At 43.2% G+C, this 26,576-nt stretch carries 22 protein-coding genes; 14 read left to right on the top strand and 8 right to left on the bottom strand.

What is annotated here, in order from left to right:
- Positions 1-2: 2 nt before the first annotated feature.
- From G3569_RS12455 to G3569_RS12445, 3 genes are all read left to right on the top strand, one after another.
- Complete coding sequence (locus G3569_RS12455; RefSeq protein WP_165269611.1) at positions 3-2,126, top strand: 3-hydroxyacyl-CoA dehydrogenase NAD-binding domain-containing protein; 2,124 nt, start codon at positions 3-5, stop codon at positions 2,124-2,126.
- 133 nt (positions 2,127-2,259) lie between these two features.
- Positions 2,260-2,571: a preprotein translocase subunit YajC gene (gene yajC / locus G3569_RS12450; protein ID WP_165269609.1), complete on the top strand. Its 312-nt coding sequence runs from the start codon at positions 2,260-2,262 to the stop codon at positions 2,569-2,571.
- A gap of 21 nt (positions 2,572-2,592) precedes the next feature.
- Positions 2,593-3,858 carry a bifunctional 3,4-dihydroxy-2-butanone-4-phosphate synthase/GTP cyclohydrolase II gene (locus G3569_RS12445; RefSeq protein ID WP_165269607.1) on the top strand — a complete coding sequence of 422 codons (1,266 nt, stop codon included), beginning with the start codon at positions 2,593-2,595 and terminating at the stop codon, positions 3,856-3,858.
- Between the two features lie 130 nt (positions 3,859-3,988).
- Here G3569_RS12445 and G3569_RS12440 read toward each other — a convergent pair whose 3' ends face one another.
- From G3569_RS12440 to ileS, 6 genes are all read right to left on the bottom strand, one after another.
- Complete coding sequence (locus tag G3569_RS12440; RefSeq protein WP_165269605.1) at positions 3,989-4,714, bottom strand: T9SS type A sorting domain-containing protein; 726 nt, start codon at positions 4,712-4,714, stop codon at positions 3,989-3,991.
- An 18-nt stretch (positions 4,715-4,732) separates the two neighbouring features.
- Positions 4,733-5,200, bottom strand: a complete 468-nt coding sequence (locus tag G3569_RS12435; RefSeq protein WP_165269603.1) for a hypothetical protein — start codon at positions 5,198-5,200, stop codon at positions 4,733-4,735.
- 185 nt (positions 5,201-5,385) lie between these two features.
- Positions 5,386-6,213 carry a hypothetical protein gene (locus G3569_RS12430; RefSeq protein WP_165269601.1) on the bottom strand — a complete coding sequence of 276 codons (828 nt, stop codon included), beginning with the start codon at positions 6,211-6,213 and terminating at the stop codon, positions 5,386-5,388.
- A gap of 398 nt (positions 6,214-6,611) precedes the next feature.
- Positions 6,612-7,199, bottom strand: coding sequence for a signal peptidase II (locus G3569_RS12425; protein WP_165269599.1), 588 nt, complete (start codon positions 7,197-7,199; stop codon positions 6,612-6,614).
- 28 nt (positions 7,200-7,227) lie between these two features.
- Positions 7,228-7,638 carry a TraR/DksA family transcriptional regulator gene (locus G3569_RS12420; RefSeq protein WP_165269597.1) on the bottom strand — a complete coding sequence of 137 codons (411 nt, stop codon included), beginning with the start codon at positions 7,636-7,638 and terminating at the stop codon, positions 7,228-7,230.
- Between the two features lie 15 nt (positions 7,639-7,653).
- The gene (gene ileS / locus G3569_RS12415; RefSeq protein WP_165269595.1) at positions 7,654-10,824 is read right to left on the bottom strand and encodes an isoleucine--tRNA ligase; all 3,171 of its coding nucleotides are present in this window, start codon (positions 10,822-10,824) and stop codon (positions 7,654-7,656) included.
- Between the two features lie 310 nt (positions 10,825-11,134).
- Here ileS and G3569_RS12410 point away from each other — a divergent pair, with 310 nt between their 5' ends.
- The 9 genes from G3569_RS12410 (at position 11,135) to ggt (ending at position 20,745) form a co-directional block, all read left to right on the top strand.
- Positions 11,135-11,647 (top strand): low molecular weight protein-tyrosine-phosphatase, encoded by a 513-nt coding sequence (locus tag G3569_RS12410; protein WP_165269593.1) that lies wholly within the window; start codon positions 11,135-11,137, stop codon positions 11,645-11,647.
- A complete protein-coding gene (locus G3569_RS12405) occupies positions 11,619-12,515 on the top strand; it encodes a fructosamine kinase family protein (protein ID WP_165269591.1) in 897 nt (298 codons plus the stop codon). The genes G3569_RS12410 and G3569_RS12405 overlap by 29 nt, the downstream gene beginning before the upstream one ends.
- A 354-nt stretch (positions 12,516-12,869) precedes the next feature.
- Positions 12,870-13,502, top strand: a complete 633-nt coding sequence (locus tag G3569_RS12400) for a transposase (RefSeq protein WP_165269589.1) — start codon at positions 12,870-12,872, stop codon at positions 13,500-13,502.
- 208 nt (positions 13,503-13,710) lie between these two features.
- Positions 13,711-14,457 (top strand): helical backbone metal receptor, encoded by a 747-nt coding sequence (locus G3569_RS12395; protein ID WP_165269587.1) that lies wholly within the window; start codon positions 13,711-13,713, stop codon positions 14,455-14,457.
- Between the two features lie 65 nt (positions 14,458-14,522).
- Complete coding sequence (locus G3569_RS12390) at positions 14,523-16,256, top strand: tetratricopeptide repeat protein (RefSeq protein ID WP_205720186.1); 1,734 nt, start codon at positions 14,523-14,525, stop codon at positions 16,254-16,256.
- On the top strand, positions 16,249-17,004 hold the full coding sequence (gene lolB1 / locus G3569_RS12385) for a lipoprotein insertase outer membrane protein LolB1 (RefSeq protein WP_205720185.1): 756 nt from the start codon (positions 16,249-16,251) through the stop codon (positions 17,002-17,004). Before G3569_RS12390 ends, lolB1 begins: the two co-directional genes overlap by 8 nt.
- Positions 17,001-18,356, top strand: a complete 1,356-nt coding sequence (locus tag G3569_RS12380) for a murein hydrolase activator EnvC family protein (protein WP_165269581.1) — start codon at positions 17,001-17,003, stop codon at positions 18,354-18,356. The genes lolB1 and G3569_RS12380 overlap by 4 nt, the downstream gene beginning before the upstream one ends.
- A 112-nt stretch (positions 18,357-18,468) precedes the next feature.
- Positions 18,469-18,927, top strand: a complete 459-nt coding sequence (locus G3569_RS12375; RefSeq protein WP_165269579.1) for a hypothetical protein — start codon at positions 18,469-18,471, stop codon at positions 18,925-18,927.
- An 87-nt stretch (positions 18,928-19,014) separates the two neighbouring features.
- The gene (gene ggt / locus G3569_RS12370) at positions 19,015-20,745 is read left to right on the top strand and encodes a gamma-glutamyltransferase (protein WP_165269577.1); all 1,731 of its coding nucleotides are present in this window, start codon (positions 19,015-19,017) and stop codon (positions 20,743-20,745) included.
- A gap of 80 nt (positions 20,746-20,825) precedes the next feature.
- Here ggt and G3569_RS12365 read toward each other — a convergent pair whose 3' ends face one another.
- The gene (locus G3569_RS12365) at positions 20,826-21,485 is read right to left on the bottom strand and encodes a hypothetical protein (RefSeq protein ID WP_165269575.1); all 660 of its coding nucleotides are present in this window, start codon (positions 21,483-21,485) and stop codon (positions 20,826-20,828) included.
- Positions 21,486-21,758: 273 nt separating this feature from the next.
- Here G3569_RS12365 and G3569_RS12360 point away from each other — a divergent pair, with 273 nt between their 5' ends.
- On the top strand, positions 21,759-24,776 hold the full coding sequence (locus G3569_RS12360; RefSeq protein WP_165269573.1) for a S8 family serine peptidase: 3,018 nt from the start codon (positions 21,759-21,761) through the stop codon (positions 24,774-24,776).
- Between the two features lie 11 nt (positions 24,777-24,787).
- Here the strand turns inward: G3569_RS12360 and G3569_RS12355 are convergent, their stop codons facing one another.
- On the bottom strand, positions 24,788-25,324 hold the full coding sequence (locus G3569_RS12355) for an acyl-CoA thioesterase (protein ID WP_165269571.1): 537 nt from the start codon (positions 25,322-25,324) through the stop codon (positions 24,788-24,790).
- 141 nt (positions 25,325-25,465) lie between these two features.
- Between G3569_RS12355 and G3569_RS12350 the strand changes: the two genes are divergently transcribed.
- The gene (locus G3569_RS12350; protein WP_165269569.1) at positions 25,466-26,416 is read left to right on the top strand and encodes a YheT family hydrolase; all 951 of its coding nucleotides are present in this window, start codon (positions 25,466-25,468) and stop codon (positions 26,414-26,416) included.
- The last annotated feature ends 160 nt before the right edge of the window (positions 26,417-26,576 follow it).

The following is a 26,576-nucleotide window of genomic DNA, read 5'->3' as shown; positions in this document are numbered from 1 at the left end:
TTATGAGTTATCTATCGACAGAAAATGAAGACGGTGTACTGGTTGTAACGCTGGATCAACCCGGCGAAAAAGTAAATAAACTGGACGAACAGTTAATCGGTGAATTCCAGGACCTCTTGCAAAATACCGACCCCGACTCTATTGAAGGGATCGTACTGGTAAGCGGCAAAGAGAGCAATTTTATTGCCGGCGCCGATGTAGAGATGCTCAAAAACAAGTCAGCCCCGGAAGGTATTGAAGAGTTGAGCCGGCGAGGCAACAAGCTGCTGCTAAAGCTCGAAAACTACCCCAAGCCCGTAGTAGCAGCCATTCACGGCTCCTGTATTGGCGGGGGAATGGAGGTAGCCATGGCCTGTAACTATCGCGTAGCTTCGGAGCATTCCGATACCACGATGGGGCAACCCGAAGTACAGCTGGGACTGCTTCCCGGCGGCGGAGGAACCCAGCGCCTGCCCCGATTAATAGGTGTTCAAAATGCGCTCACCTATATGTTAACGGGCAAAACAATCTATCCCCGAAAAGCATATAAACTGGGATTGGTGGATGAGCTTACCCACCGCGATGCCGTACTCACCGCAGCTAAAAAGGCGGTTGCAAAAATTAATAAAGATAACTTTGAGCGAAAAGATAAGCGAAGCCTGCTCCACCAGCTTATGGAGGGGTTGAGTCCGCTCCGGAAGATTATCTACTCTCAGGCCCGCAAGCGTTCGAAATCCAAAACAAAAGGAAACTACCCCGCCCCCGACAAGATTATCGATTGTGTAAAAGAGGGCTATGAAAATGGTATGGAAGCCGGACTTGAACTGGAATCCGTCAACTTTGGAAAGCTAGCGGCTACCCCGGAATCGGAAGCCCTGGTAAACCTCTTCTTTGCCATGCAGGGGGCCAAGAAAAATTCCGACGAAGATAAGGGTCGGGAAGTCGAAAAAATTGGCGTGCTTGGGGCCGGGCTCATGGGCTCGGGTATTGCGGATGTAAGTGCCAATAATGACTACCGCGTTTTACTGAAAGACCAAACCGTGGAACAGGCCGGAGAAGGCAAGAAAGATATCTGGCAACGGCTGGAAAAGAAACGCAAGAAACATATTATCTCCTCTTTTGAACGAGATCGCATCTCCAGCCTGGTAACTCCTACGGAAACCTACAAGGGCTTTAAAAATACGGATCTGGTTATCGAGGCTGTTTTTGAGGACCTGGATCTCAAACAATCGATACTACAGGAAGTAGAGGAGGCCACGTCGGACCATGCTATCTTTGCCTCCAACACCTCCTCCCTGCCTATTGAGGATATTGCAGATGCTGCCGACCGTCCGGAACAGGTGGTGGGCATGCACTACTTTTCACCCGTCCCCAAGATGCCGCTGCTCGAAATTATTACCACCGACCAAACCGCCGACTGGGTTACCGCTACAGCGCGTGAGGTAGGCATACAGCAGGGCAAGCATGTGATTGTAGTAAATGACGGACCGGGTTTTTATACCACCCGGATCCTCTCTCCATTTATGAACGAAGCCCTGATGCTGCTCGAAGAAGGCATTGCTATTAAAGAGCTGGACAGCCATATGAAGAACTTCGGCTTTCCGGTAGGTCCCGCGGCACTCTTTGATGAAGTAGGTATTGACGTGGCAGCACATATTACCAAGGTACTGAATGATCTCTTTGCCGAACGTGGGGTAAATCCCAGTACCAAACCGGAAGAACTTTTTGAGGCAGGATACAAAGGTCGCAAAAACAAAAAAGGGTTTTATCGGTACAAACAAGAAAATGGCAAAACTAAAAAGGATGAGCCCAACGAAGAAATCTATGAATTCTTTGGCGGTTCCGGACGCACTTCTATGGATGCAGATACCGTACAGCAACGTATGACATTAACTATGGTCAATGAGGCCGCCTGGTGCCTGCAAGAAGATATCCTCCACAATCCCGTTGATGGGGATCTGGGGGCCGTGCTGGGACTTGGATTTCCGCCATTTCTGGGTGGGCCATTTCGATATATCGACCGCGAAGGAGCTGATACTATTGTCGAACGACTACAAAAATACGAGCAAAAACACGGGCCCCGCTTCACCCCGGCTGATATCTTGAAAGAGCATGCTCAATCAGGTGAAAAATTCCACCAAGATTAAGCAGCATCTACATTTATAGCTATTAGCTGCGTCGGGCTGCTTTTTATCATACCCCAGAATTGGAGCAGGCCGGCAAAAATGGTATCTTAAGTAGCTATTTTTAACAACCAGCTGTAATAAAACTAATTATTTCATGTTCAATATTGCGATTCTTTTGATGGGAGCCCCCGAAGGCGGTGGTGGTGGATGGATGAACCTCATCTTTCTGGGAGCTATTTTTGCCATTTTCTACTTTTTCATTATCCGTCCTCAAAAACAGCAACAGCAAGAAATCCAGGAAAAAGTTGATAATATCCAGAAAGGAGATAAAATCGTCTCCTCCGGCGGAATGATTGCCAAAGTGAAGTCTGTTGATGACGACACTGTTCTTGCTGAAATTGACAGCGGCGTGAAAGCTCGATTTACAAAAAGTTCTATTGCGGATGTAAATCCGAATCAAGATTAATGAAGCTTATCTACTAGTATTATGTCCGGTGAAATTCAATTCGATAGCATAGAATCGGCTATTGAGGATATTAAAGATGGTCGCATGGTTGTTGTCGCGGATGACGAAGACCGCGAAAATGAAGGCGACTTTGTTATGGCCGCAGAAAAGGTCACTACCGAAGCCGTTAACCTGATGGCCAAGTATGGGCGTGGGCTTATCTGCGTTCCTATTACCCGAGAAAAGGCGTATGCGCTGGATCTTGACTATATGGTTACAGATGGGGCCGACCCTGATGAAGCTGCTTTTACGGTTTCTATCGACCACAAAGAACTTACTACTACGGGAATATCTGCCGCAGACCGCGCCAATACGATCAAGGAGATGATCAAGCGCGAGTCGAACCCGGAAGATTTTCGCCGGCCGGGCCATATCTTCCCGCTTATCGGAACTAATGGCGGTGTACTGCGCCGTGCCGGACATACCGAAGCGGCTATTGATTTAGCACGGCTCGCTGACCTCGAGCCCGCAGGTATCATCTGTGAAATCATGAAAGATAACGGGGCAATGGCACGCCTGCCGGATCTCGTAGAAATTGCCGATGAGTTTGATATGAAGCTGATCAGCATTAAGGATCTGATCTCCTATCGCATGGAGAATGAATCGCTGGTCCGCAAGATTGTTGATGTAGACCTACCTACGATTTATGGGGATTTCACGCTCCATGCTTTTGAAGAACGCCTCACTGGTGACCATCACCTGGCGCTGGCCAAAGGCGAATGGGATGAAGGCGACCCTGTACTGGTCCGGGTACACTCCTCCTGTATGACCGGCGATATTTTTGGCTCCAAACGCTGCGATTGTGGCGAACAGCTGCACCAAGCCCTCTTGCAGGTCGAAAAAGAAGGTCAGGGTGTTGTGCTCTACATGAACCAAGAAGGCCGCGGCATTGGGCTTGTAAACAAGCTTAAAGCCTACAAACTGCAAGAGCAGGGTATGGACACCGTTGAAGCCAACGAAGCTCTTGGATTTGAACCTGATGCCCGAGACTACGGTGTAGGTGCACAGATCCTGCGCTCATTGGATATTTCCAAGCTTCGCCTGATGACCAATAACCCGGTCAAGCGCGTAGGACTTAAAAGCTTTGGCTTGGAGATGGTCGAAAATGTACCTATCGAAGTGGGAGCTTATCCCGAGAATGTGAAATACCTGAAAACCAAGCGCGACAAGATGGGCCACGAGCTGGAGCTGGAAGAACTGGATCCACACAGTCCCGAATTTATCGACAGTATTGTAACGGACGACTAGTGTAGTTATTGGTTAATTGTAGTGGTCATTTATTGTCCTCAGTATGTAGTCAGGCAACTGAACGTTTGCCAATGAACAAATAACTGATAACCAATAACTACTCTGACCAATTGAATTAGCAAGACCTACCCTACTTTATTAACATCATTTTCTTGTCTTCAATAATCTTTTTCTTGCTCGGCGCATCCGCAATAATCCGGTAAAAGTACATTCCACTGGCAAACCGCGAAGCATTCCACTTAACCGTTTGGCTGCCGGCCTCCTGAATTTCATTAACCAGCGTTATTACCCGCTGTCCCAGGATATTATATATCTGAACAGTGACATCCATCTGCACCGGCAACTCATAGTTAATTGTCGTGGTCGGATTAAAAGGATTAGGATAGTTTTGGTTTAATTTCAACTCCGTTGGCGCCTCTACTGAGAGTGAAATCTCCTTCCCCCAGCTATAACTATCTTTATTTTTAGCTACAAAACGCAGCGTCACCTTTTCTTGAACCGGTGCCTCTTTATCAATCTCAAATGAAAAAGAGGCGGTTGCCTTTTTCCCACCTTTTAGATCACCAATTATAGCTGAAGGAGATGTAAACGTCATCCATTTGGGAACATCTTTGACTTCTATTTCTAATCCGGCAACCGTCTCAGAACTGCTATTTTTAACTTTCATTCTCACTTCATTTCCACTGCTTCCAAAGGGAACCCCATGGACCATCTCCTTTGCATCTGCCTCAACATCAGTGGTAGAAATATGTTTTCTCACCATCGGCTTCTTCTCTTCTATATTATGACCTTGTTGGGCATCAGCAGTTGCTGCAATAACGAAATAGGCTATGAATAAAATTACGATACGTCTCATGACAAAACAGTTATTGGATTAAAATGAAAGTTTTTTCCTCAGATTTGCTATCGAGGCTCTGCTTAAACGAAGTGTCAAATTGTTAGATACTTGCAGTGAAACGCCAAACGGCCCTTCGTTATATACCAGCATGCCTCCGGTAATAGATACATTATTACTTACACTTGTTGTTGGCCCTACCCCCGGCCGGCCTCGCTGTATAACAAGTCCATTCCAGTTCAACTGTCCACTCACCCGTAACTGCCCATCAACCAATAGAATACCATAACCGGACATACTGCCTGAGGTTTGCACCCCCTGCTGAGCATGTAATACGACCGGTTGTTCTTTACTCCCATAGGTGCCTGAGGCATTCACCGGTATCGTCTGATCTACATGGGCCAGCACAGAATCAATAAGCGCCGCAGGATCAAAGTCCAGCGAGCCGGTTACAATATCGGGAACATCTCCGGACCCAGTTATATTATCCTGTTGATAGCTCTGCAACCTGCTTGCAATCCCCTGCTTGGCCGTTGAGCTGGTGGTAAAGATACCACTAGCATCCCTTTTGTCATTACTAACAGGCGTGCCATCAATAGTGTGATCATTACTGGAAATAGAGAAGTTATCGACACTGAATACGCCAGAGGCACAATCCGAAGAGATGGTTAAAGCAGCCGGTAACAGTGGAATTATGGATAGTTCCCCAGGCGTTGCAGTAAATATCTGGCATTATAATAGAACAGACCATACCCTTCTGTAGTCATATTAGCAGATCTATTAGCTTTGATGATCTCTATAAAATCAGTTACAGCATTTGCCGCCAGAAGTGAATCCCCCGCTGCAAAATGGGTAGATACTTCTTGAAGCTGGTCTTGCAAATCATTGCAAACAGCCACAGTATTTACCCACTCAAACTCATTACAAGACCGTGAGCGATAAGACTTTAGCTTATTTAAAAATGTTTTAAGATCAACACTATCAGCCCATACTCTGGGTGAAATAGTATATCCCTTATAAGCGGCTTCTTTCCAATCAATGAAAATTTCATCCTCTGTGTAACCGGCCTTAAATAAGCTATCGATAAGTTCCCTGGTAAATGGACGCACAAACCCTTCCGTGTAAAATGGGTTGATGGCAGGCAGCCCTTTAGATACAAAAGAGATTTCCATCGCCTCTCCCGGCTCCAAACCATTTTCAGGAGGTAAAGACAAAGCTCTTCCTGCAGCTGCCCCAGTAATATAAACTTTTCCTAAACCATCGATATACCACTTCTTATTGGGAGGACTTGGTATTGTCTTACCATAGAATGATCTATCTTTAATATTAATTGAAAAGGAAACCAATACCTGTTCACTCTCCTCAGAATTCTCAATAACATACTCATATTTGTAGTTGACAGAATTCAAACCTGTAACCTCTGCCTTAAATTTCCCATAGGCTTTATTCGGCCGTTCAATCTGGCAGATACCTACTTGACAAACACTAAATAGAACAATTGATAAAAATATTATTCTCATAACTTGCCTCTTCTTAATCAACTATTTTTCAACCTTATCTCTTTTTAATAATAAGCTGGGTACGAAGTTAAAGAGAACTTGCGTACAGCAAAACAACAAAGCTTGCCGAAAAAATATCGTTTTGGGAACGTCCTCTTAGTCATAAAATACTGCTTTCTTCTTATTCAGATTAACAAGAGCAGCAATAGGGCCTTTCGTTGCAGAAAAGGCAGATCCATTAGACAAATTTAATAGCCCCTGCTCCTAAAGGAAGGGTCCACCTGTAGGGCTACGATCCGCCTGCAGCTGTCGGAACCATTCCATTCATCAACAAAGCTCTCTCAAGGGCAGTTTCTTACCGGAAACAAAGTGCACACTGTTTTGATACAGAAGAAAAAAAGAAAGGGGAAGTGCTGTTGTTACTCTTCTTCCAAGTGAGTGGAAACAGCTTGAGAATCCTGATCTATGCTGTCAGGACCATCAGGAGAAGTAAAATCTTGGGGCATCACTTTTTTGTGGAAGAGGATCATCGCTATAATTGCCGTGCTGATAGCCACATCAGCCACATTGAAAATATAGGGGAAAACCGGGTACCCGCTGATAACCAAATCAAAATGAATAAAATCAACCACGTGTCCTTCTAAAAGACCGCCATACGACTCCAGGTATCCCATTACCAGGCGGTCAATAATATTCCCGAAAGCACCACCGAGCACCAGTCCCATACACAGAAGGTAGCCCTTGGTGGCCTGCTCCCTGTTATAAAGCACATACGTTAAAATCCCTATCGTAGCTATAATGGCCACAATGCTAATGACCTCCGTAGAGGCCCAACGCATACCCAGCGCCATGCCGGGATTTTGGGTATAATTAAAGGACAGCCAGCCGGGAATAACTTCCCAGTGATGATAACTCGGTGATATACGGATCCAGTGCTTGCTCAGCTGATCTAAAATGACAACAATGACAGCCGGAACCGTTAGCGCAGTTAATTTTGATCGATTCAAATGAATACAGTATTACAGTAAGTTTTTATTATCTGCGCTTAAGTTTCGCCTCAATGCTAAGCTGCGTATGCGGCACAGCTTCAAGTCGGCCTTTGGAGATCTTATCTCCGGTTACCTTACAAACGCCGTAAGTTTTATTATCAATACGTTCCAGGGCACGGTTCAAATACCGTACAAACTTCTTCGTACGATTAAAGAGCATATAAGTCTTCTCACGCTCCTGGGCTTCGGTACCTACATCAGCCATATGGAAAGAGTAAGCCGAATCTTCGCCGGCATTCTCCATACTGTCTTTTAGTGAACTCTGTAATGAATCGAGCTCTTTTTCTGCTTCTTCGAGCTTTTTCAGGATAATGCCCCTGAAATATTCTAATTCCTCATCAGAGTATGGAGATACTCGTTCTTCGTCTTTGTTGGTATCATTATTTCCTGATGCCATAATGCACTCACTATCTTAGTTAGGATTTCTTCTGATGGAAATAGTGGACTCTTCATCCCCGATTTCCCAATTTTTAACAAAATCTGAGACTTCTAATTCCTCAGCTACAATCTCTTCGGCCAGCGTCTCACTTTTAATATATTCCTTCATCGACTCTACGGCCTCTTCCAATTTATCAGCGCCATCAAAACCGATAACGATACGATCAACGACATCAAAATCGGCCTCTTTACGCATATTCTGGATACGATTTACGAACTCACGGGCCATCCCCTCATTTACAAGTTCGGGGGTAAGCTCAGTATCCAGCGCCACGCTTAAACCATTTTCTGTTTCTACCGACCAGCCTTCGAGCCCGGTACGTACAATTTCTAATCCATCGCTGCCGAGCTGTACGATTCCTTCATCTCCGAGATCCAGTTCAATAGAGCCGGTTTCTTCATACTCCGTAATTTCTTCGGTACTTAATTCAGCTACTTTTGCTGCCACCGGCTTCATCTTACTGCCCAGCTTGCTACCCAGCTTCGGATAGTTGGGCTTTGCTGATTTGTGGACAATACCGGAATCGTCATCAACAAATTCGATCTCCTTCACATTAACCTCATCAAGGATGATATCTTTGACCGACTCAATCGCTTGTCGGTCATCTTCTTTGTCAATAGGCAAAATGATACGTGCCAACGGCTGACGCACATTAAGCTCCAGCTTGTTACGCAGGCTCAATACCATTGACGAAATTTGTCGGGCCAGCTCCATTCGGTGTTCCAGCTGCTTATCAATAGCCGTTTCTTCAACTGTAGGATAGAATGAAATATGTACTGACTCTTCATCCACTTCGGTCACATCATTCAGCTTCTGATACAGCCATTCTCCGGAAAAGGGTGCAATGGGACTAATCAGCTTCGCCAGATCCACCAAACATTCATAGAGGGTCTGGTAAGCGGCCGTTTTGTCAAGGCTCTTACCTTCTTTCCAGAAACGGCGGCGATTACGACGCACATACCAGTTACTCAGCTCTTCAACAAACTCTTCGATAGCACGCGCCGCCTTTGTGGGTTCATAATCATCCAGGTACTCATCTACCAGTTTTACTGTGGTATTGAGTCGCGAAATCACCCAGCGATCCATCTCTTTGCGGTCGCCTACCGGAATGGGCGTACCGGAATAGGTAAAGCCATCGATATTGGCATACATAGCAAAGAACGAATACGTATTAACAAACGTATTAAAAAACTTACGCTGTGTTTCTTGCAGACCGTGTTCACTGAACTTCAGGTTCTCCCACGGTGATGAATTACTCATCATATACCAACGAACCGTATCGGCGCCATATTCTTGAATAACTTCAAAAGGCTCTACTGCATTGCCTTTTGACTTACTCATCTTATTGCCGTTCTCATCGAGTACCAAGCCATTGGATACTACATTGTTGTAAGCCGGCTGATCAAACAACATCGTCCCCAATGCATGCAGCGTATAGAACCAACCACGTGTCTGATCTACGCCTTCTGCAATAAAGTCTGCGGGGAAATTCTCTTCAAATTTGTCTTTGTTCTCAAAGGGATAGTGCCACTGGGCAAACGGCATCGAACCGGAATCAAACCACACATCCATCAGGTCCGGGATACGACGCATGGTACCACCATCGGGACCTTCCCACGTAATATCATCAATATGGGGGCGATGCAGATCAATCTCTACATCATCAGCCAAACCGGCTTTCTTTTTCAGCTCTTCTACACTGCCAATCACTTCAATATGATCCGGGTTTTTATCACTAACCCAAATAGGAATAGGGGAACCCCAGTAACGCTGACGAGAGACGGCCCAATCCACATTATTTTCGAGCCATGTTCCAAATCGTCCCGAACCGGTGCTCGGAGGTTTCCAGTTAATCTTTTTATTAAAGTTGACCATTTTATCCTTCACATCAGTGGTTTCGATAAACCACGATTCAACAGGATAAGACATCAGCGGCGTACCTTTACGCCAGTCGTGCGGGTAGTTGTGCAGATAGGTTTCGTGCTTGTACATCAGGTGTTTATCCTTGATGGCACGAGAAATCTCTTTGTCGGCATCTTTAAACCACTGTCCTTCATAATCGGGCACCTGCTCGGTAAACTTCCCGTCCCCGTCGATGGGGTTAAACATCGGGATATCGTTCTTCTGGCCGGTCTCATAGTCATCAGCACCAAAAGCGGGAGCCGTATGCACTATCCCGGTACCCTCTTCAAGGGTCACATAATCTGCCGGTACAACTTTCCAGGCATCTTCTTTGTCATACTCTTCAAGAGCATATTCAAAAACCGGCTCATAATTCAAGCCTAACAGCTCTTCGCCTTTATACTCTTCTACAATTTCATAATCATGATCGATGACCTCATCGATACATCCTTTGGCCATGATATAATATTCTGTGCGATCACCCTCAGAAATTTCGATCTTGGCATAATCCAAGCCAGGATTTACGGCCAAGCACATGTTGGAGATAATGGTCCAAGGGGTCGTCGTCCATGCGAGGAAGTACGTATTTTCAGCATCCTCTACTTCAAATTTTACAAATATGGAGGGATCCTGCACCTCTTCATATCCCAAGCTTACTTCGTGCGAAGAAAGCACCGTTCCGCTGCCCGGAGAATACCACTGAATTTTATATCCTTGATAAACAAGACCTTTTTCGTAAAGCGTCTTAAAAGCCCACCACACCGATTCAATATAATCGTTGTCAAAGGTGATATAGGGATCATCGAGATCTACCCAATAAGCCATCCGGTTTGTGAGCTTATCCCACAAATCCTTGTATTTGAGCACGCTCTCACGGCATTTCTCATTGTATTCGGCCACGCCATATTCTTCAACCTGCTGACGGCCTTCAAGCTCCAGCTCCTTCTCAACTTCAATTTCTACAGGTAATCCGTGCGTATCCCAGCCGGCTTTACGCTCAACGCGAAATCCTTTCAACGTCTTATACCGGCAGAACATATCCTTGACGGTTCGAGCCATCACGTGGTGAATGCCCGGCTTACCATTAGCCGTGGGTGGCCCTTCATAAAATGTAAAGGGTATCCCCTCTTCGCGCGTAGAAAGACTTTTCTCGAAAATATCGTTCTCTTTCCACCACTTAAGGGTTTCAACTTCGAGCTTCGAAAAATTTAATTGTTTTACTTCGTCAAACTGTTTACTCATAGAATGCCGTTGTAACTGCTGCGTTGGCTTTTTGTGAAGCTACTAATATAAGATTTTTTTCAATCTTGCAGTAACTTTCCATACTTAAAAAAATGTGCGCTCAATTTAAATGAGCCCCAAAGATACAAGTCTTAAGTCATCAATTCACATTCAAAGTATGAATTTTACAATGTTAGCGACCTATAAAAAGGAAAGGTAGAGCAAGTTGCAAATTAGAATTACCCCATTTGAATAAGTATGCATAATCGTAATAGCATCATTATTTTATGCTGAGCTTAATCAACAAACTATTATTTACGGTTTATTTACTATGGATTTAAACATCTCCAGCCCTATTACAAAAGAAAATCATTATAAAATATGTTTTGTTTGCTTAGGTAACATTTGTCGCAGCCCTACCGCTGAAGGCGTCTTTCAGCATTTAATCACAAAAGAAGATCTCGGAAACTATTTTGAAGTTGATTCTGCGGGCACCTCCGCCTACCATATTGGAGAGTCTGCAAACAGTAAAAGTCAGCGCACGGCCAACAAGCACGGCATCAAACTGCACTCAAAGGCGCGCCAGTTTAAACCTTTCGACTTAGATTATTTTAATCTGGTTCTCGCCATGGATAATGAGAACCTAAAGAATGTTGAACGTATGGCTAATGAAAGTCATACTGCTACCATTGGCCGAATGCGTGATTTTGATCCCCAACCAGGCGATGGTGAAGTGCCGGACCCCTATTATGGTGGTCCCGAAGGTTTCGAAAATGTTTTCCAAATTGTAAAACGAAGCTGCGAATCGCTCCTGGATGAACTGGAACAACATATTGAGCAATAATATGATCCCTGATATACTAGTAACGAAGCTGGAAAGCGCGCTTGACCAAACTATAGAATCACAACGGCGGGTTTCCGGGGGCAGCATCAACCAAGCGGCAAAAATTACGCTTCCAGGTGACCGCTCCTGCTTTCTTAAATGGAATACAACGGCCGATCCTAGCATGTTTTTTGTTGAGGAAAAAGGCCTCCAATTATTGGATGCAGCAGATACGGGCCTCTTTATTCCAGGCGTTTTAGCAACCGGAGAAACAGAAAACGGCATTGGATTTTTAGTTCAAGAGTTTATCAAAGAAGGAAGAGCACAAAACAATTCAGCAGAAATATTTGGTCAAGAACTGGCGGCCCTGCATAAAAACCAACACGAGCAGTTCGGGCTCGATCACGACAACTACATCGGACGCCTTCCCCAGTCCAACAAGAAACATCAAAGCTGGATAGACTTTTTTATTAAGGAGCGCATGAAGCCTCAACTTAAAATGGCCACAGACTCCGGCAAGCTGGGAACAACGACAGTCTCACATTTCCAATCAATGTATAAGCAATTGCCTGACATCTTCCCAGAAGAACAGGCCAGCCTTTTACATGGCGACTTGTGGGGTGGAAATTACTTTTATGACCAAAATGGACGTCCCACTATATATGATCCTGCTGTATATTACGGACATCGAGAAATAGAATTAGCCTTCACTCATCTCTTTGGAGGGTTTTCAGGTGCTTTCTATGATGCCTATAATGAAGCCTATCCCCTGCAACCCAATTTTAATCAACGAAAAGACATTTATAACCTATATCCGTTATTGGTACATACCAACCTGTTTGGCAGCAGTTATGCTCAACAAGTAAAAGGAATTGTACAACAATTTTGACCAACCGTTTGGGATAAGTACATCAATCTAAAAACTGGTAAATAAATCACCCTATTAATTAATAGTTTTTGTCGATCGTTCTTGGCTCTTACTGGGTCCATAACCAGTAAAATTTAAAAAGAGATGCACTACATGTTTCGTCGCTGAAGCTCTGGAACACAAGAGACCGAAATAGCTTGGAGTTTTGGGGTGAAATAACAGTTTTTTGTAGAGCGATTTGGCAAATCGCTCTACTGCGCCCCCCCCTTAAACGGATGCTGCCCTACATAACTTTCTTTGCTCATAAGCCATTTCAGAATAACAAAACATTTTTTTTAGTTATTACAATAAAGAGAACTCACAATAATCAATAAAATGGCTTTTTATCGCAGAAACCTCCCTCATTGGCAACCACCAAATGCCGAATACTTTGTGACATTCCGCCTGACAGGATCACTCCCCAAAAAAGCCATTGCACGGATTAAATCCCTCCGGAATAAACAATCAGCACAAACTGATTTGGACAATGATTTTATATCAACAAGGATTACTCGAAGAATTTTTAAAAAATATGAACACCTTCTTGCAGGAAATACCAAAGGCCCCTTCTGGCTTAAAAAGCCAGAGATAGCCCAACTAGTTTGCGATGCAATTGAATATCGGGATAACGAAAAATACCTTTTGTATTCTTATTGCGTAATGCCCAATCATGTACACATAGTATTTAAACTATTAGCCAATGAACAAAAGAAGGATGAATACCCTGTAACTAAAATACTTGGTAGTTTAAAAAAGTTTACCGCCAGAAAGGCAAATCAAATTTTGAATCGAACAGGACAATTTTGGCAACATGAGAGTTTTGATCGAGTTATTAGAAATAGTTCGGAGTTAGAAAATACTATAAAATATGTACTATTAAACCCGGTAAAAGCCGAATTAACTGATGAATGGCAAAATTGGCCATATAGCTATTGCAACCCAGATTTTAGAAAAAGTATTGCTGAATAGTTTGTAGTTCTATAGCGATTGGCAAATCAATTTTTTTGTAAAGCGATTTGGCAAATCGCTCTACTATAAAAAAAAGCTTTACCCTCACGCTGTTTATTATTTTTTACCTACCGGATTCAACCATTGCCAGATCGTAAAATAAGCCTTATCGTTATACTCAAACTGCATGTAACTTATTAAACAGCTCAATAATCCTATTACACAATTTATGAGCACAAAAAGTCCTCGCATTATAAGCTTAGTCCCTAGTTTAACAGAACTGATTATTGATTTGGGACTCCAACAGAATCTCGTCGGGCGCACCCGCTTTTGCGTACATCCAAGTGAACAGGTAGAATCAATTCCTATTGTCGGGGGCACTAAAAATCCACGGATTGATAAGATTTATGATACTGATCCCGACTACATCATCGCCAACAAGGAGGAAAATCGTCCGGAGGATATTAAGCAGCTCATGGATGATTTCGAGGTTATTGTAACCGATATCGAAACTATTGAAGATGCCCTTATAACTATTCATAACCTCGGAGAAACATTTGAGGTATCTGACACCGCCGACGAGCTCATTTCTGACATCCAACAACGCTTAGAAGAACGACCCGACGAACCGGCATTACGCACCGCATACATGATCTGGAAAGATCCCTGGATGTCGATAGGCCATGATACGTACATCCACGATGTGATGGACCACTACAACCTATCCAACGTGTTCAACAATGAAAGTCGCTACCCCACTTTTGAACTTGATGAACTTAAAACCTATAACCCGGACCTAGTCTTATTAAGCAGCGAACCCTATCCCTTTAAAGAAAAACATATCAGCATGGTCGAAGAAGTATGTCCCGCTGCCAGAGTACTCTTGGTTGAAGGAGAATGGTTTAGTTGGTACGGTTCGCATATGAAGCATGCCTTTGGACGACTAAACGGCTGGCGTAAAGCAATTACGAACTAATTTTGGGGCATATGCTGATTGGAAGTACAATTTATTGTACTATATAGGCTAAAAATTCGTTACCAATGGGTATGAAAATAGTATCATCGAACAATTTTACTTTCGTTGCCTGCAACCTGCTGGCATTGCTCTTTTTGGTGGTAAACCTAAAGGCACAAGACCGCCAGATGGTAGAAGAAAGCACCCGCATCAATGCCCAATCGGCATATATCGATGGGCTTGCTGCATTTGAGAATGAGGATTACCAACATGCCCTGGACCTGCTGAAAGCGGCATACGTCAAACTTCCCGACCATCCCGGAGTCAACTATGCCCTGGCCGATGCCTACCTGATGATGAACGACGTTACCAATGCCGAGTACTACGGAAAGCAGGCAGTAAAGCTTGCCCCCAGAAATCCATGGTATCGTCTAAAGCTGGCCCGTTTATACCGCGATCAGGGTAAAAACAAAACAGCTGTTACAGAACTTACCGATGCCTTGGAGTATAATCCGCACAATGAAACCTTGCTGCATGAACTGGCGCAATCATACAGCGATCTCGGGCAGCTCAACGAAGCCAACAAAGTGTATAATAAACTGCTGTTTCTTAAAGGCGAAGACCTAAATGTACGCTTGGAACGGCTCCGAAATTTTAATGATTTGGGGATGCAAGATTCTGCCATCACCGAATTAAAAAAGATCCGTGACCTTAACCCCAATAATATTGCCACGCTCCGGGTACTAAGTAACCACTATAAAATGATAGGACAAATGGCGGAAGCCAAAGAAGTACTGAATAATGCGCTCCAAATAAATGAGCGAGATTCCAAAACCCTGCTCATGCTCTCAAATATCTACATTGAACAAGCGCAATGGGACAGCCTGTCTACGTTTCTATCGAACACAATTGCTGATTCTTTGATCGCCACCTCAACGAAAATTAATCTGGCAAAATATTTATACTCTAATTATAAAAACGATCGTAAAAACAGGGAACTCCAAAAGACAACCGCAACAGTCTTAAAAAAACTGATGTACTCAGAACCCAATTCTGGCAGTGCCCAATCGCTAGCCGCAGACTTCTTTACCCAAACAGGACAAACAGAGCTCGCTTTACAGGCTTATGAAAAGGCGACAGAACTTGCCCCAACTAATGGTACAGCGTGGCAAAAACGACTTCAGCTATTACTTAGAAAAGGAGAAATTAAAAAAGCCATAGCCATTGGAGAAGAAGCTACAAAAGCCGTACCCCAAGAGCCTATCATCTTATATTTTCTGGGCAGTGCCCATCTTTCGGACCAGAATTACCAAGAGGCTATCACTTACCTTGACAAAGCTAAAGAACTACCAATCCGACGCTCTTTAAAAGCAAATATCCTGGGTGCTCTGGCAAATACCTATGCAGCGTTAAAACAATGGAATAAAGCGTTCCCGCACTACGAAAAGGCACTGAAGATTCAGCCCAAAAATCCCGGTTTCTTGAACAACTATGCCTACTATCTTTCTTTACAGAAGCGAAAGCTGGACCAAGCCAGGAAGATGGCCCAAAAAGCAATAAAAATCGCTCCCAACAATCCATCCTACCTCGATACCCTTGGATGGATCTATTTTCAACAAGGAGAGTACAAAAAAGCTGAAGAATATATTCGTGCCTCTCTGGATACAGGACAAGCCAGTGCTGAAGTTATGGAACATATGGGCGATGTATTACAAAAGCTAGGCAAACTGTCACAAGCCCGTCAATGGTGGCAAAAAGCATTCAACAAAGATTCTACACGTACTCATCTCAAAGATAAAATTCCTGCAAACGGTGAATAATCGGTTACAATTAATACTCTTTCTTTTGCTCTTAGTGGGATTGGTTTCTTGCACGAGCACACAAAAGTTAAGCACTAAAGGATATAAGCAGACATCGGTAAAACCATCAGAAATCATAGCTCAACTCCCCGATTATCGCTCAACATTAAACGCCTTAAAAGGAAAAGGGCGCGCTATTGTCAGTGAACCCGGTAATACCGATCGGGTCACAGTAACATTTATGAGCACAAGGACAAAAAGCTTAGTAAAAGTACGTAACGGCATTGGCATAAAAGGCGGAGAACTGCTGACAGATGGAGATACGCTGGTAGTTTATAATAAGGTAGATAAATATGTGCGTAAAATTCCGGTTCGGGGCGGCAAACTCAAACGTATCAATAAACTAGCCTCATTGAACATCTTACAGCTTATTAACTATCCCATTTCGCCGGGTGATGTGACCGGTATATCCGAGAATAAAACGTTATACAAGCTTTCCCTCTCAAGCGGCACCAGCGTTTATATCGATAAAGAAAATCATACCATCCGCCAGATTAAACAACCGGATGATACCAAACTGCCATACTCTAAAATAAGATATGAAGCCTATGGCACTATTGATGGGTTCACCCTTCCGCGCAGAATTAGTATCTTTGGAGCAGAAAAGAAATCAAAAATTGCGCTGCAACTGACTTCACTTGATTTAAACCCCGATTGGGGTAACTTGTACATTAATTATCCAGACGATATACCTGTTTATCACCGATGATGAATACACACCGTTTTTATATTATAACCCTCTTTCTTTTGCTACTCGGTGCCTCATCTGTTATTGCACAAAACTACAGAGAGATGCGGCAAAAAGTAATAGAGAAACAAGAAAAAACGCGTAGTGAGATCCAAAAACTTTCTGAACAGATTGATAAATACGAAGAACGGCTCCAGTTAGCCGACAAAAAATACGAGGCGTTATATCAAAAGTACAAAGACCTTAAAAGCCTTATTGCCCTACAAGATAAAAAGCTGGAAAAACTTCAGAATAAACAATCCCAGATTAATGAAGAAATACAGGTAACAACCCAATCGTTTAAAAAAAAGCAGAAAAAGCTGGAACAGCTAATTGAGAATCATAAGAAAACCTTGGGCTACCTGTATAAACACGGGCGTACTTCCCAGTTAGCACTTATCTTCTCCTCCTCGTCAATTAATCAGATGCTAGTTCGCTCCTATTACCTGGAGCAGTTTAATGAGTTTAGAGAAGAACAAGCTCGCAATATCCGGGAAGCTAAACAGGAGCTCCAAAGAACAAAGACACAGCTTGTTGAAGCACGCAGTAAAAATGAGAACATACTTTCAGAAATCAAGCAACAAAAGGCCCAACTGGCAGAAAAGAAACAGCAGCAAGCTAAAAATGTGGCACTACTCCGAGAAAACAAGCAGGAGATTGAAGAAGATCTGAATCGTAAAAAGGAGCAGCTGGAAGATTTTAAAACCAAGCTTTCGCGGTTTATTCGAGAAGCAAAAGAACTCCGAGAAGAGCGTTTAAAACGACTTGAAGCCGAACGAAAGCGCAAATTGGCAGCAGCAAAAGAGATCGAAGATGAGACAAGACGGGCCAAAGAGGTAAAAAAATATTCTGAACCTATAAAAAAGCGAAACTTCATTAGTTCGGAAGAGCTAAAGAAAATTGAACGACAGTTCGCCCGTCAAAAAGGACAGCTGCCATGGCCGGTAGACAGCAAAACGGTAGCCGAACATTTTGGCACCCGCCGCCATCCTGTTTACGGTACGAAAACACAGAATCCCGGTATCGAAATCGTAACAGAACCGGAAGAATCGGTACAGGCAGTCCATAAAGGATATGTCATTGCCATCCAACCTTTTAAGAACTATGGCGATGTTGTTTTAGTGAAGCATGGACGCTTTATTACTGCTTACGGTAACCTTAGCCAGATATATGTGACCAAAGACCAGATACTTCAACAAGGCGATACTGTTGGGTTGTCGGGAGATTCTTTCTCAATAAAAGGAGAAAGTCTCTTTTTCCTTATCCGTGAAAATAATGACTTTTTAGATCCCGAAAAATGGTTGCGTTCTGATGCTGTATCAAGCACATATTAACTCTGGTTTTGCCTCTCAATTGTTGGTATTTTAAGCTCATCATATCCACACTTATACATCTATCGCCCGAGCACTGAGCTCAGCAAAAACTTTGACAAGAATACACCTTTTCATGATTAACTGGCAACGTACCTTCGCATTTGTTACCGGCTCCATCGTATTTGGCTTGGCCATCATATTAGTATCAAATAGCTACATCCAATATGTAGCTGCCGAAGGAAGCACCGGCTACCTGTTTCTTTTCGGTTTTGGATTGGTATACCTGAACCTCAACTTTGGATTTAGCCGTCGGTTTATGATGAAGGCCTTTAATATTAACTGGATCTGCTACCTAATGGCTTTCTTTACCATCTTACCCACCATTTTTTGGGTATACACTAAAGATGTGGGATTAGCAGAGACAGAACTTGTCTTTGTACTGACAACAATATTTTCGGCTTTTCTAGGAGCCTACTTTGGTATCCGACGCGGTGTCGTAAAGCGCGCAAAGTATATACAGAGACTGCGAGAAGAAAAAGAAGAGTTGCCCGATTCGCTAAAACGTCCGCACGATGACTTAAACATCAACTGACCTTCTCATCACTAAAAAGCTTTTTACATAAAAAAAAGCTGCATTTTTCTTATAGTAAAAGAGCATATTAAATAAATCTTTTACACTATGAGAAAAGCACTCACTATTTTAGGCAGTTTACTTCTACTAATTTGCTCTTCTTTTTCATTACAGGCTCAGCCCGATCGTGTAACCGGCGAGCCTTTTGCTACTCGTTCTGAAGTAATTGGGCAAAATGGGATGGTGGCAACCAGCCAACCCTTGGCTACACAGATTGGCCTCCAAGTCCTTAAAAATGGAGGGAACGCCATTGACGCCGCTATTGCTGCGAATGCCGCCCTGGGATTAATGGAACCCACCGGCAGTGGTATCGGCGGCGATCTCTTCGCTATTGTATGGTCAGCCGAAGATCAAAAGCTGTACGGACTCAATGCCAGTGGACGCTCTCCCATGGGGCTTTCGTATGAACAGATGAAAAAAGAGATCAAAAAACGAGAACGTGATGATATACCGGCCTATGGGGTGCTTCCTATTTCTGTGCCCGGTGCTGTCGACGGGTGGTTTGAACTCCATAATAAGCTGGGCAATATGTCGATGGATAAGATTTTATCCCCATCTATCAAATATGCCCGTGAGGGGTTCCCTGTCAGTGAGCTTATCGCTTTCTATTGGGATATCGGTGCTCGCATCCATAACGACCGTCCCGGAGCTTTTAAAGAAGAGATGACAAAAAATGGAGAAGCTCCAGAGAAGGGCGAAATAATGAAGCGGCCTGAACTGGCCAACACCTACGAACTTTTAGCAAAGAACGGTCGTGATGCCTTTTATGAGGGAGAAATTGCCGAAAAAGTTGATCGTTTTATGCGTGAGAATGGAGGTTATTTAAGCAAAGAAGATTTTGAACAACATACCTCTACCTGGGTAGAGCCCGTTTCGGTAAACTATCGCGGCTATGACGTTTATGAACTGCCGCCCAACGGGCAGGGAATAGCGGCTTTACAGATGCTACAGATACTCGAAGAGTTTGATCTAAGTAAAATGGGCTATGGCAGCGTTGAAGCCCTCCATACCATGACTGAAGCCAAAAAACTGGCGTTCGAGGATCGGGCAAAGTTTTATGCCGATATGGCCTTTGCTGATGTACCTGTTCAAAAACTGATATCAAAAGAATATGCCAAGAAACGTGCTGAAAAAATTAAAGAATATGCCTCTCGAAATGTGAAGCCCGGCATGTCGGGTCTGGAAGAGGGAGATACAATCTACCTCACTACTGCCGATAAAGAAGGTAATATGGTATCTCTTATCCAAAGTAACTTCCGTGGTATGGGCTCGGGCATTGTGGTACCGGGGACAGGTTTTGTGATGCAAGATCGAGGAGAACTGTTCTCAATGGATCCTAACCATGCAAATGTATACGAGCCCGGCAAACGACCTTTCCATACCATCATTCCTGCATTTGTTATGAAAGATGGCAAACCATTTATGAGTTTTGGTGTAATGGGCGGTGCCATGCAACCACAGGGACATACCCAAATCATTACTAATATGATCGACTTTGGGATGAACCTGCAAGAGGCCGGAGATGCGGCACGATGGCGGCATACCGGCTCTACTCAGCCTACTGACTCGGCAGATGAGTACTTACAAGACAGTGGAACGCTGAATCTGGAATCGGGCTATCCCTATAAAACGGTTCGCGAACTGATGATGCGAGGCCACGATGTAGCTTTTGATGTTGGCGGATACGGTGGCTATCAGGCTATTATGTGGGATCCCGAGGAAGGCGTTTATTATGGAGCCTCCGAATCACGAAAAGATGGACAGGCCGCAGGATATTAATCCATTTTCAAAACAGATGATGCCATCACTATGAGGTGATGGCATCATTATATAAAGAATTAGATATTGCTTACCGTCGCTTAGTTAAACAGGTAAAAATCGAAGCCTACATTTGCCTGAAACGCACGTGAATCAGCTCTGAAGATACGGCTACTTTCCCAATCGTATCCCACTTCAGTAAATAAACCGAAACTATTGGCAATTCGTACTGCCAAGCCGGCACGGACTCCAAAACGCACTCGAAATCCTTTTGACAGATCTTGGGTATTCGCTAATCTGCTAAGACCCAGGTTATTGCCAAACATCGAATTAAACTGGGCATAAGGTTGAACTTGATCCGACCGGAACGGGTAAGCACGTATAACAGGCCCAAGTCCCCAGCTGCCAACCCCAAAACCGGAATCATCGCCCCCGGTATAAAAACTGGTCATGAGTTGATATCCCACTCCCAAACGCTGAGACATCATCCGCACATTGCGGTAGACGAACTCTAACTCTGAGGTATTATCAAAGGTAAGGCTGTCACTATTACCCTTGTATGTTAAATCACTAAGTTGATGGATATTTGCTGTTAATCCGTGAATTCCCACATCAGAACGAAGCGACTCAAATTGGTCATCCTGATTGGGGGTTGTACCCGATTGGGCAGAAACCGGATGAGAAATCATAACAATCAGCAGTGCTGCAGATGCCACTATTCCGAAATAGTAATAAATCGATTCAAATACTTGCTTAATCATGTGCGTCAATTAATTGGTAAATTCTATTAGAAAAGCATTTCAACGGCCTGTAAAATTGCCTAATAATTTGTACAGTTACAATAACTGACTTAAAACAATATTGTTGCCGGGCAATCTGCTTGATTTTGCCTCTTTTGGGGCCTCTTTTACAACTGATAATAGAACTTTAACATACCACAATATCCACCCTCCCTTTTGAAACTGTTTATCGCTATATCTTGTATTTATATTCGCTACACCTATTTCTGATCATCTTTTCATCACCTTGTCATTATGCTTAAAAAACTATTTTATCTGCTGGCATTATTACTGTTCTTCTCTTTTCAATCTTACGGACAACAACCTAATTTCTTTTCTGATCGGCTAATTATCAAATATGAATCTGAACAAAAACTAACACAGATTCGAGCAAAGAATCGAAATCAACCAAAACGGGCGGTGCAAAAGGTCTTAGCCGATCACGGTATGCGTAGAACCAAACCATTACTGAATAATCAGATACGCCAAGCCCTGAAACGGGAAAGCTTAGCATCTGCTAAAGAGGTGTTGCGAATACATGAAGTATACTTTAATAAGAAGATTTCGCCCCTTGTACTTGCTGAAAAGATAAGTCGTATGCCGGGAGTAGCATATGCCGAACCCAAATTTATCAGGCAGATGCACTATGAACCTAACGACCCTCAGCTCGGAAAATATATTAACACGCACAACTTCAAAAAAGCATGGGATCTTAGTCAAGGGTCACGAGAGGTGATTATTGCCATTAATGATGGAGGCGTGGGATACACGCACACCGAGTTGGACGCTAACCTCTGGGTCAACCAAGATGAAATACCCCCTACCCTGCAACCACAGGTAGATCAAAATAATGACAATACCATAACCTCAACGGAAATAGATACGTACTTAAACCAGAATGGGGATGACTATAACGGTGATGGTGAAATCGATCTGCAAGATGTATTCGGTTCTGGTTCTCCTTTTATAGATAACCTGGATACCGACCAAAACAGTTATACAGATGATATATTTGGATGGGATTTTTGGGAGTCCGGTACCAGCAATATTGAGCAAGACAATAATCCTTTCCATAACGGCACCGACCACGGAACACACGTAGCAGGTATTGCTGCAGCAGAAACAGATAACAATGCAGGAATAGCCGGTGCCGCCTTTACGGCAACCTATATGCCTGTTAAAACCGGTGGTATACCCGATGATCCCAGCACGCCAAATACTGATGAATCTAATTCTATAGGTTTTGGATACGAAGGAATTATCTATGCCGCACAAAATGGAGCCGATATTATTAACTGCAGCTGGGGTGGCAGCGGATCCTCACAAGCCGAACGGGATATTATAGATTTAGCTACAGAAATGGGCAGCCTGGTTGTTGGGGCTTCCGGTAATGATGGAAGCCAGCAAGTAGGTTATCCCGCGGCTTATGACAACGTACTGGGGGTGGGGTCCGTGGAACCCAACAACAGTGTGGCAAATTATTCGAATGTAGGGTATAAGCTTGACGTCTTAAGTACAGGCACTGATATCCTCAGCACTTCATATAACCAAACCCTTGTTACTAAAACCGGTACATCTATGGCAACACCGGTAGTGAGTGGTTTGGCGGCCTTGGTTAAATCCTTCTATCCAAATTGGTCGGCCGAGCGGCTTAGCCTGCAAATACGTTCTTCTTCGACTTTCATTGATAATTCTAACTCTCTGGACCTACAAAACAAACTGGGGCATGGTTCTATCAACGCATTTAAAGCTTTAAACATAGACTACCCCGGCATCAAGGTTATATCTTATCAATTTGTTGACAATAACGGCGAAAAACTTACCCTTGGAGAACCCGGCACAGTAAAAATGAAGCTAACCAACCTTGGTGCCCCTGCCTCCTCTTTAAATTTAACCCTTAATAGCTTAAATAAGGAAGGCGTTGAAATTAGTAATAACCCACAACAACTGGGCTCTATTTCTAATGGAGATACCCTTGATGTTACCCTTCCAATTAGCCTTTCTCAAAATTTTGATCTTAATCAAACCCCTACACTAAAGCTAAATTTTGTTGATTCAAACCAAGGGTACGAAGATTTTAGCATCTTAGAATACGAAAATCTACTGTTTGATATCATAGCGGTAAATAATGTGAAAACTTCCCTGGCTGCCGATGGCTCTATTGGATTTACAAATCCCCTTGCCGGCTCCGGGGGAATAGGATTTATTCCACGCAGCCCTGATGGAACCGGTGGATACCAGGAGGGGGATAACCTTCTCTTTGAAGGTGGGCTGATACTGGAAATAGATGGTGAAATAATTGATGCAACCAGAGCAGAGAACGGCCTATCCAGAGATTTTATTCCCCAACAGGTATTTATCCCAAAAAATACATCTGATGGCGCAAAAGGAACTGCTCGTTTTATTACAGACCCTGATTCTGTTGAACATGCTATCATCGATTTGGAAACCTACTCTTTTGATGAACCAACGCTGAGTAATGTGATATTCCTTAAATATTCCATTCAAAATCCTTCAACGTTTGCACGTCTAAAAAATATATATGTAGGGCTTTTTAATGATTGGGATATCGGTGATTCTGGAAATAACAATATTCGGTATAATAAATCAGATAGTCTTTTATATCTTTCAGGAGCTTCAAACTTGCCAACAACACCAACGGTGGCAGTAGCTCACCTCGGTCCCATATCAAGCGTTCTGGGTATTGACAACACTATTGATGGGAGACAAGATTCGGTAACTTTTGGTTTGTATGATGGATTCACGGACAATGAGAAAAGCATAGCGTTGAAAGCTGGGGAAGCACGAACAGAAGTCAGCGAAACTGATGTATCAGCAGTTACAGCCTCCGGCCCATATACTATAAATCCCGGTGCCGAAATTACTGTAGGTTTCATTTATGCCTTTGGCAATACCACCAGTGAACTTAGAAATCAAATTGCCGAAGCGCGATCTCTAAACCTTTTCGAAGTTTCTTCCACCGGCACTGCCATTGCCGATAAAACCCCCACCCAAACCAATCTATTTCAAAACTATCCCAACCCTTTTCAAGAAGAAACGAATATTCATTTTGACCTTGCACAGCCTTCTTCAGTTCAACTCATTGTTTATGATGTATTGGGGAGAAAAGTCCGTACTCTACTTAGTGAACAAATGGAAGCAGGCCCCCACTTTGTTACATTTGATCCTAAAAATCTGAGTAGTGGAACCTACTTTATCTATCTCAACACTAATTCTGAAACTCAAACAGTGCCAGTAACATATATTAAATAATGGTACTGTAGTTATTTTTCTTTCCTATGTGCTTGTATATTCTGTGCTGAAACTTTTAAACGCATTTGACGACGATCGGCTGCTTGTTCATAGCGTTCTTTTTCAAAATCAGTTTCAGGAATTATTTCCGGTACCTTAACCGTATTGCCATCGGCATCTAGAGCTACGAATGTATAAAAAGAAGTGGTACATAATCTCCGCTCACCGGCTCGTTGATCTTCGCTCCATACCTCCATAGCAATCTCCATGGAAGTGGTAAAGGTACGCGTCACCTCGCCCTCAATGACTACTACCTCTCCCAATTTTATTGCATTTTTGAACTCAATACTATCTGCTGCTACTGTAACAACATTTCTATTACAATGCCTCCTGGCTGATATAGCTGAACAGACATCCATCCACTGCATAAGGCGGCCGCCCATTAAATTACCCAAAGGATTGGTATCATTGGGCATTACCATTTCATTCATTATTACCCGTGATGCCGATACGGTTTTCTCCTTACTGTTTGTATCTTTTGTAAAACGTTTTTGCCTTCTATTATCCATGTACTTGAGCTTATATAAAAGATAAAGATCAATGACTTAACAGTTAACGACGCTATATCATTTAAAATAAAGAACCATTTTCTTATTCATCCGTCTGATCATCCTAACCAAAAAAATTAGTAAGCGCTACATTAATTAACCATGCAAACAACGCTCGATAATTTATTTTCTTTCCCCAGTACAGTGTGGGCTTGTAATGGCCACATACACACCATAGCGCGTTCGTTATTGGGAGATACAACAATTCCCCGGGTAGAAAGGGTAGAGATTACTACCCCGGATGATGACTTTCTAGAGATTGATTGTGCAATCAACAAAGAATCAAATTCTATAATTGTACTTTTCCACGGACTCGAAGGCTCATCACGGCGCTATTATATTGTAGAGCTAATGAAAGAGTTAATTGAAGAACAACACTCTGTTGTTGCAGTAAACTTTCGTAGCTGCGGGCACAAAATGAACAGACGCCCCCGATTCTACCACTCGGGCGAAACCGATGATTATAAAACAGTATTTAGCTGGCTACAAAAAAGGTATCCGGACAAACAAATTGGTGCTGTTGGCTTCTCACTGGGGGGCAATGCTTTGGTTAAATCTTTAGGCGAGATGGGCAACTCTCACCCAGCTGATGTAGCAGTGGCGGTATCTGTGCCATACGATTTACGATTAGGATCCCTGTTACTTTCAAAAGGCTTTCATCGAATCTACGAATACCGATTTTTACAGACACTGCAAAAGAAACTGGCAACGAAAAGAACAGCCTACCCCGATCTCCCTGAATTCAATGGGGCCACACTCTATGATTTTGATGACCAGGTTACAGCTCCTGTCCATGGTTTTAACGATGCTGATGACTATTATAAAAGGTGCTCCGGACGACGATTCATTCATGATATTCAAACCCCGACCTTATTAATCCATAGCCGGGAAGATCCACTTTGCCCTATTGAAGCGATGCCTATTGATAAAATAAATGACAATGGATTTACCGATTATATAATTACCGACCGAGGAGGCCACGTAGGATTTTGGAGCAACCCCAGAGGATGGCTTAATTATGCTATAAGAACATTCATAAGCAGGAAGACATAATGCCACTAATTTTGTTGTACATGCAATTATGATTAGGTCTACTTTCCCATTTTTCTCTTTCTGATAGTTGCATACACAATATTCCTTTATAAATAGCTCCCAAATTATCTTTTTGTAAATTCAAACCGTTATCTTCAACTCAATCTCAATATTTAACAAA

The sequence above is a fragment of the Fodinibius halophilus genome, assembly GCF_011059105.1.
Classification (GTDB): Bacteria; Bacteroidota; Rhodothermia; order Balneolales; family Balneolaceae; genus Fodinibius; species Fodinibius halophilus.
The sequence above is the reverse complement of the archived record's forward strand: the minus strand, read 5'-3'. Positions and strand labels throughout refer to the sequence as shown.

Bases quoted from the DNA above. Each gene is read 5' to 3' on its own strand.
- G3569_RS12350 (WP_165269569.1), top strand. From the start codon at position 25,466: ATGCAAACAACGCTCGATAATTTATTTTCTTTCCCCAGTACAGTGTGG.
- G3569_RS12405 (WP_165269591.1), top strand. From the start codon at position 11,619: ATGAACTGGAACAACATATTGAGCAATAATATGATCCCTGATATACTA.
- ggt (WP_165269577.1), top strand. From the start codon at position 19,015: ATGAGAAAAGCACTCACTATTTTAGGCAGTTTACTTCTACTAATTTGC.
- ileS (WP_165269595.1), bottom strand. From the start codon at position 10,824: ATGAGTAAACAGTTTGACGAAGTAAAACAATTAAATTTTTCGAAGCTC.
- G3569_RS12445 (WP_165269607.1), top strand. From the start codon at position 2,593: ATGTCCGGTGAAATTCAATTCGATAGCATAGAATCGGCTATTGAGGAT.
- G3569_RS12390 (WP_205720186.1), top strand. From the start codon at position 14,523: ATGGGTATGAAAATAGTATCATCGAACAATTTTACTTTCGTTGCCTGC.
- G3569_RS12375 (WP_165269579.1), top strand. From the start codon at position 18,469: ATGATTAACTGGCAACGTACCTTCGCATTTGTTACCGGCTCCATCGTA.
- G3569_RS12440 (WP_165269605.1), bottom strand. From the start codon at position 4,714: ATGAGACGTATCGTAATTTTATTCATAGCCTATTTCGTTATTGCAGCA.
- G3569_RS12455 (WP_165269611.1), top strand. From the start codon at position 3: ATGAGTTATCTATCGACAGAAAATGAAGACGGTGTACTGGTTGTAACG.
- G3569_RS12395 (WP_165269587.1), top strand. From the start codon at position 13,711: ATGAGCACAAAAAGTCCTCGCATTATAAGCTTAGTCCCTAGTTTAACA.
- G3569_RS12430 (WP_165269601.1), bottom strand. From the start codon at position 6,213: ATGAGAATAATATTTTTATCAATTGTTCTATTTAGTGTTTGTCAAGTA.
- G3569_RS12410 (WP_165269593.1), top strand. From the start codon at position 11,135: ATGGATTTAAACATCTCCAGCCCTATTACAAAAGAAAATCATTATAAA.
- G3569_RS12360 (WP_165269573.1), top strand. From the start codon at position 21,759: ATGCTTAAAAAACTATTTTATCTGCTGGCATTATTACTGTTCTTCTCT.
- yajC (WP_165269609.1), top strand. From the start codon at position 2,260: ATGTTCAATATTGCGATTCTTTTGATGGGAGCCCCCGAAGGCGGTGGT.
- G3569_RS12400 (WP_165269589.1), top strand. From the start codon at position 12,870: ATGGCTTTTTATCGCAGAAACCTCCCTCATTGGCAACCACCAAATGCC.
- G3569_RS12355 (WP_165269571.1), bottom strand. From the start codon at position 25,324: ATGGATAATAGAAGGCAAAAACGTTTTACAAAAGATACAAACAGTAAG.
- G3569_RS12380 (WP_165269581.1), top strand. From the start codon at position 17,001: ATGATGAATACACACCGTTTTTATATTATAACCCTCTTTCTTTTGCTA.
- G3569_RS12420 (WP_165269597.1), bottom strand. From the start codon at position 7,638: ATGGCATCAGGAAATAATGATACCAACAAAGACGAAGAACGAGTATCT.
- G3569_RS12365 (WP_165269575.1), bottom strand. From the start codon at position 21,485: ATGATTAAGCAAGTATTTGAATCGATTTATTACTATTTCGGAATAGTG.